Raw genomic sequence first — 16143 nt, 5'->3', positions numbered from 1 at the left:
GAATGAATATCCTAATTTAGAATAGATATAAATAAATTTTATAGTTTAGTACTTGTTTTTAGATGAGTTTAGAAATGCTTAAATTTGCATGTTTTTTAGAAAAAAATCCATAACTATGTCAAAAGACATTCGCATAAAAAAAGGCTTAGATATTAAGCTTGTAGGCGAAGCAGAAACTACTACGATTGCAGCGAAAGCGAGTAGTGTTTATGTAATAAAGCCAGAAGATTTTCACGGAATCATCCCTAAGTTGTTAGTGAAAGTTGGTCATAAAATTAAAGCCGGTGAGGCACTATTTCATTCCAAATCAGACGAAGCATTACTTTTTCCTTCTCCCGTAAGCGGAGAAATTGCAGAAATCGTTCGAGGCGCAAAGCGAAAAATTTTAGAAATTAAAATTTCAGCAGCAGCAACTCAAGAACATCACGATTTTGGCAAAAAAGATGCTGCAAAAATGTCTGGCGAAGAAGTGAAAACGTTTTTACTAGCTGCAGGTTGTTGGCCATTTATCAAACAACGTCCATATGATGTTATTGCAGATCCAAGTAAATCGCCAAAAGCAATTTTTGTTTCAGGACACAATAGTGCTCCGTTAGCTCCAAATTACGATTACGTATTAGCTGGAAAAGAAGCAGAATTACAAGCGGCATTGACAGCATTAACAAAACTGACAGAAGGAAATGTTCATGTAGCAACTAAAAAAGGAGGAAATTCTCCATTAGCAAATGTTGCAGGAACACAATCACACACGGTTTCAGGACCGCATCCTTCAGGAAACGTAGGTACGCACATCAATAAAATTGATCCTGTAAACAAAGGAGAAGTTGTTTGGACGGTTTCAGCTTCAGATCTAGTAATCATTGGAGAAGCATTACTTACAGGTAAATTCAACGCAACACGAACAATTGCTATTACAGGTTCTCAAATTACAAATCCAAAGTATGTAACAGCAATTGCTGGTTCAAGCATAAAGGATTTAATTGATGGGAATATTAATACGGACAATACGCGAATCATTAGCGGAAACGTATTGAATGGTAAGCAACAAGTAGCAGAAGGTTCTTTAGGATATTATGACAATCAAGTCACTGCAATTCCAGAAGGAGACGATTATGAATTTTTCGGATGGAATAAGCCAATCTTCAATAAAGTAAGTGTGTCTAGAGCATTTACATTTTCTTGGTTAAAACCAAATAAGAAATACGATTTAAATACAAATACAAACGGTGAGCATCGTGCATTCGTTACAACAGGAACGTACGAAGAAGTATTCCCATTAGATATTTATCCAATGCAAATACTAAAAGCTTGTATGTATAAAGATTTAGATGAAATGGAAGCTTTAGGTATGTACGAAGTTGCGCCAGAAGATTTTGCATTGACAGAATTTGTGTGTGTATCAAAACAGCCACATCAAAAAATCATAAGAGAAGGTTTAGACTTAATGCTTAAAGAAATAGGATAACCATGAGCTTAAAAAATAAATTACATAATTTCAGACAAAAGAATAAAGACAAAAAATGGTTGCCAGCATTTAGTGCATTGCATACGTTTTTATTCTTACCTAACGAAACTACGCATAACGGAACGCACATTAAAGTAGCGGACGATTTAAAGCGTACAATGAATACGGTAATCATGGCAATGGTTCCGTGTTTAATATTTGGAATATTCAATGCAGGTTACCAGCATTTTAATGCTTTAGGAACTCCAGTAGACTTCTTATCGTGGGATGCAGCTTGGATAGGAATTGTAAAAATATTACCACTTATCTTAGTATCTTATGGAGTTGGTTTGGCAATTGAAGTTTTATTTGCTGTAATCAAAAAGCATGAAGTAGAAGAAGGATACTTAGTAACAGGAATGTTAGTTCCGTTAATTGTACCAATTGATACACCGCTTTGGATGCTTGCAGTAGCAGTTGCTTTTGGAGTTGTTATTGGAAAAGAAGTTTTTGGAGGAACAGGAATGAACATCTTGAATCCAGCATTAACAATACGTGCCTTTTTATTCTTTGCATATCCAACATGGATGTCTGGAGATAAAGTTTGGATTCATGGAGCTGTTGAGAGAGATCAAATGATTGCTGCAGGACAAAATATAGATGCGATATCAGGAGAAACTGTTTTAGGTGCATTAGCACAAGGAAAAGAAATGGCATATAGTGTATCTGACATGTTCTTTGGGTTTATTCCAGGTTCGGTAGGAGAAACATCAACATTGCTAATTTTACTAGGAGGATTATTCTTAATTTTTGCCAAAATCGGAAGTTGGAGAATTATGCTGTCAGCTGTAATTGGAGCCTTAGTAATGGGATTAATATTTAATGGTGTAGCCGCTTCAGAATTAATTGGAGAATCAAGTAAGTTCTATGCATTAATGAATACTGAATTCTGGCATCATCTACTTATTGGAGGATTTGCTTTTGGAGTTGTATTCATGGCAACTGATCCGGTAACCGCATCACAAACTAATAAAGGAAAATGGATTTACGGATTTTTAATTGGTTTCTTATCAATTATGATTCGTGTATTCAACCCTGCATATCCAGAAGGAGTAATGTTAGCAATATTGTTAATGAATGTATTTGCTCCAACAATTGACCATTATGTGGTTCAAGGAAATGTAAAGAAAAGAATGAAACGTCTAAAAGTAAAAACAGCTTAACGATGGAAAAGAGAACAGATAAAAACTCATATACCGTAATATTTGCCATTGGAATGGTATTGGTTGTCGGAATTTTACTTTCTGGAATTTTTGTAGCTACAAAAGAAAAGATTGATGAAAATAAGCGTTTAGAAAAGCAGCAGAATATTTTGTATGCAATGGGCGTAAATAATAATGAAGGAACAAGTGCTACATTTGTTTCTACAGATGAAGCACCTAAGTTGTTTAGTCAATACATTAAGCAGCAGCTTGTAATTGAAAATGGAAATGTAGCTGAAGATACTACAGCGTATCTTATAGATGTAAAAAAAGAACAAGCGAAAGCTAAAGCTGGAAAAACAAGAAGGCTACCATTATTCGTTGGAGAGAAAGATGGGAAAACATTTTATATCGCACCAATTAGAGGGAAAGGACTTTGGGATGCAATTTGGGGATATGTTTCTTTAGATGAAAACATGATTGTACAAGGAGCGTATTTTGATCACAAAGGAGAAACACCAGGTTTAGGAGCAAATATTAAACAACGTTTCTTTATGGATGATTTTATTGGAGAGCATTTGTTAAATGAAAATGGAAACTTCAAAGGAATCGTTGTGGCTAAAGGAAATGCAGATCCTAAAAACGTGGACAAAACAGATAACGAAGTTGATGCTATTGCAGGAGCAACAATTACAGGTGATGGAGTTACAGCGATGATCAGAATAGATTTGAAGTTGTACTTACCATATTTTCAAAACTTAAAAAACAACAAATAAGTCATGGGAAAAGATAGTAAATTAATATTAGACCCATTAGCAGACAATAACCCAATTACAATTCAAGTATTAGGTATTTGTTCAGCATTGGCAATTACAGCAGAACTAGAAGCTTCTATTGTAATGTCTATATCTGTATTGTTTGTATTGGCAATAGGAAACGTGATAATCTCATTAATGAGAAATATTATTCCTTCAAAAATTAGAATTATTGTACAACTAATCGTTGTTGCAACACTTGTAATTATTGTGGATTTAGTGCTTAAGGCTTTTGCTTATGAGCTAAGTAAAACACTTTCTGTATTTGTTGGATTAATTATTACAAACTGTATCATTATGGGGCGTTTTGAAGCATTTGCTTTGGGTAATGGTCCATGGAGAGCATTCTTAGACGGAATTGGAAATTCATTAGGATATGCAGTTATCTTAATTATAGTAGGTTTCTTTAGAGAGTTATTAGGCTCTGGAACGTTATTAGGATATCCTGTATTAGGAAATCCAATTCCAGGTGAACTTTCAGGATTATACGCTTATGGATATGAAAATAACGGTTTCATGTTGTTATCGCCAATGGCATTAATCGTAGTAGGGATTATCATTTGGATACAACGTACAAGAAACAAAGCTTTAATAGAAGACTAAAAAAATAGTAGTGAGATGTTAGTTGTGAGAATTGAGAGTTCTCAATACTAATTACTCAAAACTCAATACTAAAAACATATGGAACATATAGAATTATTTTTCAAATCAATATTCATAGATAACATGGTATTCGCAACGTTCTTAGGAATGTGTTCGTACCTAGCCGTATCTAAAAAAGTAACCACAGCCGTTGGACTTGGAGCCGCAGTTATATTTGTACTTGCGATTACAGTTCCGTTAAACTGGTTATTAGATCAATATATCTTACAGCCTGGAGCCTTATCTTGGTTAGGAGAAGAATATGCAAGTTATGATCTTAGTTTCTTATCATTTATCATGTTTATTGCAACCATTGCAACTATGGTACAATTGGTAGAAATTATTGTAGAGAAGTTTTCTCCGTCATTATACAACTCACTGGGTATCTTTTTACCATTAATTGCCGTAAACTGTGCAATCTTAGGAGGATCATTATTTATGCAATCAAGAGAAATTGCAACCTTAGGTTTGGCAACTACATACGGAATTGGTTCAGGAATCGGATGGTTCTTAGCAATTTTAGCAATTGCAGCTATTCGTGAAAAAATTAGATACTCTAACGTGCCACCAGCATTAAGAGGTTTAGGAATTACATTTATCATTACTGGTTTAATGGCAATTGGATTTATGAGCTTTGGAGGAATGTTAACAGGTGGAGATGAAGAAGAAGGAGACAAGAAAGAAAAAACAGCTCAGATTGAAACTGTAAACGATAACAGTACTACAAGGGAAATCGCTAACAATACAAAAGTAATTGAGTAACATTATGATAATATTAGCAGTAAATCCATTAGGAACAGTAGTAGCAACCGTAGCAGCCTTTTTACTAATCACTTTAGTATTGGTTTCTCTATTGCTATTTGTAAAGCAAAAATTATCGCCGTCAGGACCTGTAAAAATTACAATTAATGGTGAGCGTGAAATAGAAGTAGCTTCAGGAAGTACACTTTTAACTACTTTAGGAGGAGAAAAAATATTTTTACCATCTGCTTGTGGTGGTGGTGGAACATGTATTCAATGTGAATGTCATGTAAATTCTGGTGGTGGAGAAGCATTGCCAACAGAAGTTCCTCATTTCTCAAGAAAAGAATTAAAACATGGAGCACGTTTAGCTTGTCAGGTAAAAGTAAAGCAAGACATGAACATTACAATTCCAGAAGAAATATTTGGAATTAAAAAATGGGAAGCTACAGTTGTGCGTAACTATAATGTTGCCTCTTTTATTAAGGAATTTGTAGTGGAAATCCCAGAAGATATGGGTTATAAAGCAGGTGGATATATTCAAATTGAAATTCCGCAATGCGAAATAAAATATAGTGATATGGATATCACTGCGCATCCTGAAGAACATGAAACTCCAGACAAATTCCAAAAAGAATGGGATAAATTTGGTTTATGGCCTTTAGTGATGAAAAACAATGAAACGGTAGAACGTGCATACTCAATGGCTTCTTTCCCAGCGGAAGGACGTGAAATTATGCTAAACGTTCGTATTGCAACACCACCATGGGACAGAGCTAAAAATGCTTGGATGGAAGTAAATCCAGGAGTAGCATCATCTTATATATTCGCACAAAAACCAGGAGACAAAGTAATAATTTCAGGACCTTACGGTGAATTCTTCATCAATGAATCTGAATCTGAAATGTTATATGTTGGTGGTGGAGCAGGTATGGCGCCAATGCGTTCACACTTGTATCACTTATTCAAAACATTAAGAACAGGTCGTCAAGTTACATATTGGTACGGAGGACGTTCTAAACGTGAATTATTCTACTTAGATCATTTCTATGAGTTAGAAAAAGAATTTCCAAACTTTAAGTTCTACTTAGCATTATCTGAGCCATTAGAAGAAGATAATTGGAAAGTGAAAAAAGATATCAATGACGAAGGTGATGGTTTCGTAGGATTTGTGCACAATTGTGTAATTGATAACTACTTAAATCACCATGAATCACCAGAAGATATAGAATTATATTTTTGTGGTCCACCATTAATGAACCAAGCTGTTCAAAAAATGGGAGAAGACTTCGGAATTCCAGATGAACATATCAGGTTTGATGACTTTGGAGGATAGAAATAACTATTCAAAATATACTAAAAAAGATCGTTTACTCAGTAAACGATCTTTTTTTTGTCAGAAATTCTGTTAAGATGGTAGAAAATGCTAGTTAAAAAGAATAATCTAGTTATATTTAATTATTAAATATTCAACCAATATAATGACGCATAAAATACTATTACTAATTTGTTGTTTAACCATAGGAATCACCTTCGCCCAAAAAAAAGCAATTACGCATGATGACTATGATTTATGGAAAAAAATAAATAATACAAAGGTTTCAAATACTGGAAAGTTGATTGTTACTAGTATTGGGACAGCAACTACTAGAGGAGATGGATATCTTCAAATTTATAATACGGAAACACAAAAAAAAGTAAATTATTTCAATGGTGTTTCAAGTGCTATATCGCAAGATGAAAATTTTGTAGTTTTTAAAAAATCAGCTGATTATGCTAAAAAAAGAGCTGAAAAAAAAGATAAAACCAAAGATAAAGATAAAGCAAAAGATGTTCTGTACATTTATGATGCTACTAATAACACATTGCACGATTCTATACATAGAGTAAAAAAATACCGTTTACCAAAAAAGAATAGTGACTATATTGTTATCGAAAAATTCAAAAATAAAAAGGATTCTATAAAAGGAGATAGTTTACCTGCTTGGAAAAATAATTATGTTCTTATATATCACTTAAAAACTAAGCGTCAAGATACTATTTTTGATATAAAAGATTTTGTCATACCCGAACAAGGAACAACTTTTTATTACACTACAAAAAATAAAAAGAATGCTAAAAAAGCACACGGAGTCTATGTGTATAACGTTGCTGCTCAAACTCGAAAGACTATAGATACTTCATTATACAATTACACAAAACTTAGCGTAAATAAACAAGGAAATCAACTCACATATGTTGCTGAAAGAGATTCTGCAAAAACAGATTCAGTTCCATTGAAGTTGTTTGTGTACAAAGAAAATACGCTACTTCCGTTAGTTGAAAATGAAGAATTACGCTTAGGAAAAAACCAAACATTAAGCGGGAAAAGTGGTCCTTATTTCTCAGAAAATGGGAAGAGATTATATTTTTATTCAAAAATAAAAAGTAAACACAAAAAAGATACAACACTCATTGATGATGAAATTCCGCAAGTAGATGTTTGGAATTGGCAAGATAAAATAACACAGCCACGACAAAAAGTACTAGCAAAAAATTTAGAAGAAGATGTACGACTTTACTATTTTGATCTAAAAGATAGAAGGTATGTGCAACTCCAAGATGATATCATAGATCAAGTGTATGTCTACGATAAATACACTAGTAAATATGCGTTTGGAATTGATGAAACACCATATCAAATAGAAACTTGGTCATTGCCTTGGAAAAGTGATTACTATGTAATTGATTTAGAAACTGGTAGGAAGCGTTTGTTGCTCGAGAAAACGATTACAAGAGTTGATATGTCGATTGACGGAAAGTATGGTGTGTACTTTGATTATGATCTTAAAGATTGGATGTCTATAAATTTAGAAACTTTTCAAAAACATAATCTAACCAAAGACATTAATGTTGCACTTGATGATGAAGATCATGATCAACCTACAGTGGCTGACCCATACTTTTCTGGTGGTTTGGATAATGAAGGAAATATATTATTTAATGATAAATATGACATCTGGAAAGTTTCTGTAGATGGGAAAACTAAACCCGAAAATATTACAAAAATTGGTAGAAAGAATAAAATTGTATTCAGAACAAGAAGGTTTAATAGAGAAAATGCTTGGCTTGCTGGATATGTTGATAACAAGTTATTCTTGGCTGCTTTTGATGAAAAGCTAAAAGCTAATGGTATTTATTTATTAGATAATGGGAAACTGATTGAAAAAATAAAGCCAGCTGCAAATACAATGTTAAGTTTCATAAAAGCGGAATCAAAGAATGTTGTTGTATTTAGAAAAGCTAGCTTTACAGAATTTGGAGATTTGCATATAACTACAGATAATTTTGATACACATAAAAGAATCACAGATGTAAATCCACATCAAAAAGACTTCAAATGGGGAACTTCTGAACTTGTTTCTTGGAAAGCATTTGATGGTGTAAAACTTGAAGGTGTTGTATACAAACCAGAAGATTTTGATCCTTCAAAAAAGTATCCAATGATCGTATATTTTTACGAAAGAAGCTCAGGCGCAATGAATAAATACAGAGCTCCTCAGCCAAGCGCATCTATTGTAAATCCATCATATCTTACAAGTAACGACTATATCATGTTTGTTCCAGACATTGTTTACAAAACAGGACAACCAGGGAAAGATGCTTATAACTGTGTAATTTCTGGAGTAGAAGCTATGGAAAAGAAAGGATATGTAGACAGTAATCGTATGGCATTGCAAGGACAAAGCTGGGGCGGATATCAAGTAGCATATCTAATAACAAAAACAAATAAATTCAAAGCCGCAATGGCTGGAGCTCCGGTAAGTAATATGACTTCCGCATACGGAGGAATTCGTTGGTCTTCAGGACTTAGTCGTATGTTTCAGTATGAAAAAACGCAAAGTCGTATCGGTAAAACATTATGGGAAGGATTTGATCAATACGTAGAAAGTTCTCCTTTATTTAGCTTGCCTAATGTGCAAACGCCGCTACTAATAATGCATAATGATAATGATGGCGCTGTTCCATATTATCAAGGAATTGAATTATTTATGGGAATGCGTAGACTGCAAAAACCTGCTTGGTTATTAGTATACAATAAGGAAAGTCATAATCTTCGAAAAATGAAAAATAAGCAAGACCTTTCTATTAGAATGATGCAGTTTTTTGATCATTACTTAAAAGATGCGCGAGCACCTTTATGGATGACAAAAGGAGTGCCGCGTTCGCAAAAAGGTATTAACTTTGGATATGACTTAGAGGAAGGAAAACCGTAAAACATACTTTTTTTGTGTTAAAAATGACTTCAAGAAAGTTTTAATAATAACCTCTTACTATATAAAACGATACGAATGTATTTATGTGATTAAATTACATAAAATTCGGAATATAGTTTAGTAGCAATTACCTTTGTGTAAATAGTAATATTTTGTAATATAAATACTTAAAAGTGCACTTGTTCGATGAAAAATGTATTTTATCGATATTCATTAAAAAGTGAACCTAAAATATAAAATGCACTATTGTAACCAATACTTTCGCTCATGTTAGTATGGTATTCATGTACACTATGGAAAAGCTAACAAAACAAGAATTGCATAATCTTGCGATGAATATCGTAGGAAAAGAATTGGAAACAAGAGGATACGAATTCTTAGCGGTAAATAGCAAACTCAATAAGCATCCGCAATTTGTTTGTATTGACAAAAACAATAAAAAGAAATTTGTACTTGTAAAAGCTGTTACATATCCAGAAGATCCAAAAGAATATGACGCTATTTGGATGGAAACATTTAAACAACATGTCGAAAAGTTTGAAGCCGAATTGTTCTTTGCTGGCGTTGGACTTGGTAACGCAGACAATCCTTTAGAAGATGTAATCAAAAATCAACCATACATATTAGATTATGATGGTTTAATACAAATAACATAACAAATGAAGGCAATTACATTACCCCTATACATGTGTATAGCTTTTTTAGTAACATCCTGTGCAAAACCAGAAGGTGTTATGATGCGTACAAATCAAGGTTTCGCCTTAGGAACAACGTATGCGATTCAATATGAAATTTTAAATGGAAATGATGATTATCAAAATGAAATAGAAAATGTATTTCATGAGGTAAATCAATCAATTTCTGCATACTTACCAACTTCCGATATTTCACGTATCAATCGAGGGGAAAAAGATGTAATTACTGATGATTACTTCAAAATGGTATATAACTTTTCAAGAGAAGTTTATGAAAAAACTGATGGCTTCTTTGATCCTAGTGTAGGAGCATTAGTGAATGCATGGGGATTTGGTCCAGAAAAACCAATTAACAACCTTAATCAACGACAAGTAGATAGTATTATGACATTTACAGGTTTTGATAAAGTAAGTGTTACAAATGATGGAAAAGTAATAAAAGAACATCCATCAATTACATTTGATTTCAATGCACTAGGAAAAGGATATGCTATTGATTTAATTGGAAAAATGTTTGATGAAAAAGGTGTTAAAAACTATATCATTGAAGTTGGTGGAGAAATCTTAACAAAAGGGAAAAACACCAAGAAAGTTAAGAAATGGACAGTTGCTATAGATAGTCCTGTTCAAGACAGCGATGAACGTCAATATATAGAATTAATAACATTGGAAAACAGTGCAATGGCAACTTCTGGTAATTACAGAAAATTTAGAGTTGATCCAGAAACTGGAGATCATTACGTACATATCCTAAATGCAAAAACGGGATATCCAATGAAAAATAACGTTTTAAGTGTTTCTGTTATTGCAGAAAGCTGTATGAAAGCGGATGCATATGCAACTGCATTTATGGTAATGCCATATGAAAATACAAAAGAATTATTAAGTAAACTTCCTGAAGTTGATGCATACATAGTAAGTAGAGATCAGTATGGAAATATTCAAAAATATATTACAAAAGGATTTCAAGACCTAATCATTAAAGAGTAGTTTGCTAAGCAAATAAACATTTTAAATTTTATAAAGTAACAGCCTTTGGTTTTCTAAAAACTGAAGGCTGTTTTTTAGTTATACGGAATCACTTTTTCATTAAATATAACTACTTCACATAGTCAGAAGTTACTTTTAACAGTTCATTTGATGTATTCAGAAGGTAAAATAGAAGTTTCGTAAATAAAAACAGGAAATTTGTATGTTATAATTACAGCATATGAACTATAAATCCTTAGTATACATTATTATATGTTTTGTTCAGTTAGGATTTTCTCAACAAAAGGAAATAGATAGTTTAGAAAATGTATTTTCTAAACTAGAAAACGATTCGCTCAGATTAGTTAAATCTGATAAACTGATGAGTTACTATAGAAATAGTAATCCTGAATTACATTACTATATAATAAATAGGGCATTAAACTTAAATGCAAGCGAGCAAAAAAATAGTATAAAGCAAAAAGCAATAGCAACAAGAGAACTTGGAGTTTATTATCGTAAAAAAGGACAATTAGATTCTGCAATTGTACAATACGACAATGCTATAAAAATGTTTCAACAAATTAAAGATTCATCAGGAATTATAGCCGCTAAAATGTCGAAAGCAAATGTGTTAAAAGCACAAGGGAATTTTTCAGAATCAATTAGTATTTTTAATGATGTACTTGGTTTCTATGAACGTCAAGGAATGAAAACAAAGTATAATTTGTTAGCAGTCAAAATAAATTTAAGCGGAGTTTATACAGCAATGAAAGATTGGGGAAATGCTGCAAAATATCTTGAGGAAGTATACAACGATTCGCTAGCTAAGACAAAGAAAAGAATGTTAGGAGCTGTCTGTATAAATCTTGTCGGAATTAAAACAAAACAAAACCTATTAGAAGAAGCTTTGAAATATGCCAAAGAAGCTTTAAAGCTAATGGAAAAGCCACGAAGCATGGCAAATTTATATACGAACATAGGCGCGATATATGAAAAAAAGAAAAATCATGAATTGGCAGATGTCTACTTTAAAAAAGCGCTTGAAAATTATACTACTTTAAAAAGTGAACATGGAATTCAGAAGAGTTATAACAATATTGGAAACAATTTAACGAAGTTGAAAAAATATAAAGAAGCAGAATACTTTTTGTTAAAGTCGAATGCATTGCTTGAAAATGGGAATAATATAAACTCTTTGTGGTATAATTATGAAATGCTTTCAGCGCTTTATGAAGATAAAGGCGACTATAAAAAATCATTAGATTTTGCTAAAAAGCAAGCAAGGATTAAAGATTCAATACTAAATATAGAGAAACAAAAAGAAATTGCAAACTATGAAGCCTTATATAAAACTGAAAAAATTGAAAAGGAAAAAGGCATTGCGGAACAAACAGCAAAGATTGCAACTTTAGAAAATCAAAAAAATAGAAATCGGTTTATTGGAGCATTAGTATTGGCAGCTTTTATAATATTATTATCAATATTTTACCTCAGTAAAACGAAAGCGAAAAAAAATACCGAGCTTATATTGATAAAGCTTGAAGAAACAAAAAAGCGACTTGACATAGAAAAGAAATACCGAGATTCTGAGCTAAAAGCATTAAAAGCACAGATGAATCCACATTTTATATTCAATGCATTAAACTCTATTCAAGCGTACATTATTCTCAACAAGAAAAACTTAGCAAGTGATTACTTGGGTAAATTTGCCGATTTAATTAGAACATACTTAAATCATAGTAGTAAAGGGTTGATTCCTGTAGAAGAAGAATTAAAGTGCTTAGAAATGTACTTAGAATTAGAAGAGTTAAGGTTTGAGGAAAAAATAGCGTATTCAATTGATGTTACTGACGATATAAATATAAGTACTGCATTAATTCCAACAATGTTAATTCAACCATATATTGAAAATGCATTAAAACACGGATTATTACATAAAACAAATAATCGAAAATTGACAGTATCATTATCAAAAGCTATTGAAGAAGATAATATTATATGTGTAGTTGAAGATAATGGTATTGGAAGAAAAAAAGCATTAGAAATAAAAGCCATGAATAATAGAATGCATCAATCGTTTGGAACGAAAGTAACCCAAGAAAGATTAGATTTGTTGAACTATGGAAAGGAAAATTTAATAGGTGTTCAGATAGAGGATTTATATGAAAATGAAGTGCCAAAAGGGACAAAAGTAACCATCAGTATACCACTTGCGAAAAGTGATCCTTCTGTATATTCATTACTTTAGAAGCTCTAAAAGATCATTATTACTTAATTTTTTGATACTTAGAAGTTAATACAAGCGTTCTACAAAAGTTTTTTAAAACATGATTTTTAAAATTGTAATTTTGATAGCCCTAATTTAAAGAAGTGAAAAAATATATACTTAACATATTTGTGCTGTTATTTGCGATTTTTCTAAATGCGCAAGATCCAGTATACATGCAATTCTCAGAAAAAGACGGATTGCCTGATATTGAGTTTTATAATATGATGGAAGACAGTAAAGGCTTTATTTGGTTGGCAGCTGATAAAGGATTCTATCGATATGACGGAAAAGAATTTAAACACTACACAAATACAGAAAAAAGAGGACTTTCCGTTTTTGATCCAATAGAAGATAGTAAAGGAAGAATTTGGTGCTCCAATATCTCAGGACAATTTTTCTATGTAGAAAACGATCAGTTAATAACATTTTTTGATTTAGGGAAGCTCGAAAATGGTCAATTAGGACATTTCATAGTAACGGAAACACATCTGTTAATATTTGGATCGCGAAAACTGTATAAAGTTTCATTAGAAACAAAGGAAGTAGAACTAAAATTAGTTGATAATAGCAATGATTTAGAAATAAGCGCGTTAGGTGTTCCTTGTGAATATGAGAACAATATATATCTTACAATAGGAAAAGATATTGTGCTGTTGGATGAAAATCAAGAAATCAAAACAAGAATTCCATTATATGGAAAAAATAGTCCTTATAAATACATAGACGGAAAAGCTAGAGTTGTTAGTATTAAAGATCAATTATATGTTCTCTTTAGATCTTATGAATTAAACTATTTAATATATTTTGATATTAATACAGGAAAAATAAAAGAAATAACGCTGCCAGAAGGTATTAAGTCAAATCATATTGTAACAATTCTATCTAATAAAAATGCTGTTTTATTTAGTACTGATGAAGGCATTTGGAGTTATACATTTGAAGACGAAAAATTTACATATCAGACTAGATATTTTAAAAAAGAATATGTTTCTAAAATTGTCATAGATAGAAATAAAAACTACTGGATGTCAACGCTTCGAAATGGTGTTTTTGTAGTGCCAAATATTAATATTAAACAATATGATTTTCCAGCAGAAATAGCACATGTTACCTGTATAGAGAAAATAAATGATCACACATTTTTCTTTGGAACGACTGATGGTAAAGCTGGGTTATATAACATAAAAAATCAAAAAATAGACTTTATAAAACTTGAAACAAGCACTAAAATTACTAGTGCATTATACAATAAGTATAAGAAGGAACTGTATATAAGTCAGCACAATAGAAGCTATGTTTTTAACCTAGAAACAAACGAGTTAGTTACTAGTAGTAAGTTTGTTAATAGATGGAGCATGTCTCTCATAGATGCAAATACTTTTTTCCATACAAGTTATGCAGGTGCAGTAATTGTTAGTAATAAAAAAGACCTTAAATATTTTTATACGGAAAAAGATCATTCTTCAAATGTGAAAAGAGCATACACGGGATATCACGACAGTATTACTAAAAAAAATTACATATCCTATGTTGATGATTTTACAGTATATGACAAGGATCTTAAGGCAAAAGCTATAAAGAATGGTGATAAATCCATATTTGCAATACATAGCACGCAAACTGTTGATGGCACTATTTGGGTTTCTACATTCAAAAATGGAATCTATGGAATAAAGAATGATAGTGTTGTGAAAAATTACACAACAGCAAATGGACTCGCCTCTAATCAAACACAGCAAATCAAAGGTGACGGAAATAACTTATGGATCGTTACCGATAAAGGAATTCAATTATTAGATACAAAGGAAGAAACGTTTGAAACACTATCTAAAAATGGAGGAATTTTAACCTATCTAATTACGGGAATTGAGATATTTAATGACATCGTTGTTTTTTCTTCAAACAAAGGTGTTTTTAGTGTAGATAAAAAAAGTGTATTTAAAGTTGGGGCTAAGCCTGAGTTATACTTCACAGATGTTCAAATTAATGAAAAAGATACACTACTTCAGCAAAAATATAATTTGCCATACGATCAAAACGCTATCAAAATAAACTTCAATTCTAATGGATTTGCGTCAAAAGAAAATATAAAATATCAAAGTCGTTTAGTTGGATTCAATGACAATTGGATTCCAGTAGGTCTAGGAGTAGACTTTGTAAAATACAATAGTTTGCCAGTTGGAAATTATACATTTCAAGTAAAAGCAATATCTACCATGTCAAAAAAGGAATCAGAAATTTTGACATTAAAACTCGCAATTGAAAGTCCATTCTGGAAAAAAGCATGGTTCATTATTAGTGTAGTCTTTGCTATTCTATTATTGATTATTCTGTATTACAAAAGCATTCTAATAAAACGTGAAAAACAAAAAAATAAAGAATTAGAAAAACTAGCACAAGAGCGTGAATTAGTATTTCTAAAACTTGAAAACTTACGTTCACAAATGAATCCGCATTTTATATTTAATGCGCTAAACTCAATTCAGGAATATATCATACTAAACAAAAAAAATCTCGCAAGTGATTATTTAGGGAAATTTGCCGATTTAATTCGCACCTATCTAAATCACAGTAACAAAGGAGCGATTTCAGTACAAGATGAAATAGATTGTTTGGAAATGTATTTGGAGTTAGAACAATTACGTTTTGAGGATAAATTAAACTATTTCATTCACGTTCGTAATATAGATTCTGATATCTGCATGATTCCAACAATGTTAATTCAACCCTATGTTGAAAATGCACTAAAACACGGATTACTTCATAAAAAAAATAACCGCATACTTACAATTGAATTAAAACCTTCTGAAGAAAAAGGAATGATCATTTGTACGATAGAAGATAATGGTATTGGAAGGGAAAAAGCACTTGAAATAAAAGCGAGAAAAGATACATCATACGAATCACTAGGTACGCAAGTGACGAAAGATCGATTAGACTTACTCAATCATGGAAAAGAAAAACCGATAGGAGTTACGATAGAAGATTTATATGAAGAAGAAACGAAAAACGCTAAGGGAACAAAAGTGAGTATCATAATTCCAACTTCTAGTATAGAGTAGAGAAACTAAGGGGAAATAATAACAGCAGGATATTAAAAAAAGAAA

Annotated in this window: 11 protein-coding genes; all 11 read left to right on the top strand. The window is 31.8% G+C overall.

What is annotated here, in order from left to right:
• Nucleotides 1–115 precede the first annotated feature (115 nt).
• The 11 genes from ACUUYC_RS01685 (at nt 116) to ACUUYC_RS01635 (ending at nt 16098) form a co-directional block, all read left to right on the top strand.
• Nucleotides 116–1465 carry a Na(+)-translocating NADH-quinone reductase subunit A gene (locus ACUUYC_RS01685; protein ID WP_474263149.1) on the top strand — a complete coding sequence of 450 codons (1350 nt, stop codon included), beginning with the start codon at nt 116–118 and terminating at the stop codon, nt 1463–1465.
• A gap of 2 nt (nt 1466–1467) precedes the next feature.
• A complete protein-coding gene (locus tag ACUUYC_RS01680; protein WP_474263147.1) occupies nt 1468–2667 on the top strand; it encodes an NADH:ubiquinone reductase (Na(+)-transporting) subunit B in 1200 nt (399 codons plus the stop codon).
• A gap of 2 nt (nt 2668–2669) precedes the next feature.
• Nucleotides 2670–3422, top strand: a complete 753-nt coding sequence (locus ACUUYC_RS01675; RefSeq protein WP_474263145.1) for a Na(+)-translocating NADH-quinone reductase subunit C — start codon at nt 2670–2672, stop codon at nt 3420–3422.
• 3 nt (nt 3423–3425) lie between these two features.
• Nucleotides 3426–4064: an NADH:ubiquinone reductase (Na(+)-transporting) subunit D gene (locus tag ACUUYC_RS01670; RefSeq protein ID WP_474263143.1), complete on the top strand. Its 639-nt coding sequence runs from the start codon at nt 3426–3428 to the stop codon at nt 4062–4064.
• A 78-nt stretch (nt 4065–4142) separates the two neighbouring features.
• Nucleotides 4143–4865: an NADH:ubiquinone reductase (Na(+)-transporting) subunit E gene (gene nqrE, locus ACUUYC_RS01665; protein WP_474263141.1), complete on the top strand. Its 723-nt coding sequence runs from the start codon at nt 4143–4145 to the stop codon at nt 4863–4865.
• Nucleotides 4866–4869: 4 nt separating this feature from the next.
• Nucleotides 4870–6180 carry an NADH:ubiquinone reductase (Na(+)-transporting) subunit F gene (nqrF, locus tag ACUUYC_RS01660; protein ID WP_474263138.1) on the top strand — a complete coding sequence of 437 codons (1311 nt, stop codon included), beginning with the start codon at nt 4870–4872 and terminating at the stop codon, nt 6178–6180.
• A gap of 145 nt (nt 6181–6325) precedes the next feature.
• Nucleotides 6326–9100, top strand: coding sequence for an alpha/beta hydrolase family protein (locus tag ACUUYC_RS01655; RefSeq protein ID WP_474263136.1), 2775 nt, complete (start codon nt 6326–6328; stop codon nt 9098–9100).
• Nucleotides 9101–9393: 293 nt separating this feature from the next.
• Nucleotides 9394–9756 carry a Na(+)-translocating NADH-quinone reductase subunit F gene (locus ACUUYC_RS01650; protein WP_474263134.1) on the top strand — a complete coding sequence of 121 codons (363 nt, stop codon included), beginning with the start codon at nt 9394–9396 and terminating at the stop codon, nt 9754–9756.
• A 3-nt stretch (nt 9757–9759) separates the two neighbouring features.
• A complete protein-coding gene (locus ACUUYC_RS01645; RefSeq protein WP_474263132.1) occupies nt 9760–10785 on the top strand; it encodes an FAD:protein FMN transferase in 1026 nt (341 codons plus the stop codon).
• Between the two features lie 220 nt (nt 10786–11005).
• Nucleotides 11006–13015: a tetratricopeptide repeat-containing sensor histidine kinase gene (locus ACUUYC_RS01640; RefSeq protein WP_474263130.1), complete on the top strand. Its 2010-nt coding sequence runs from the start codon at nt 11006–11008 to the stop codon at nt 13013–13015.
• A 122-nt stretch (nt 13016–13137) separates the two neighbouring features.
• Complete coding sequence (locus tag ACUUYC_RS01635) at nt 13138–16098, top strand: sensor histidine kinase (protein ID WP_474263128.1); 2961 nt, start codon at nt 13138–13140, stop codon at nt 16096–16098.
• Nucleotides 16099–16143: the final 45 nt, after the last annotated feature.

The sequence above is a fragment of the Kordia sp. E genome, from assembly GCF_056033805.1.
Note: the sequence above shows the minus strand (reverse complement) of the source record. Positions and strands in the feature narration are given on the sequence as shown.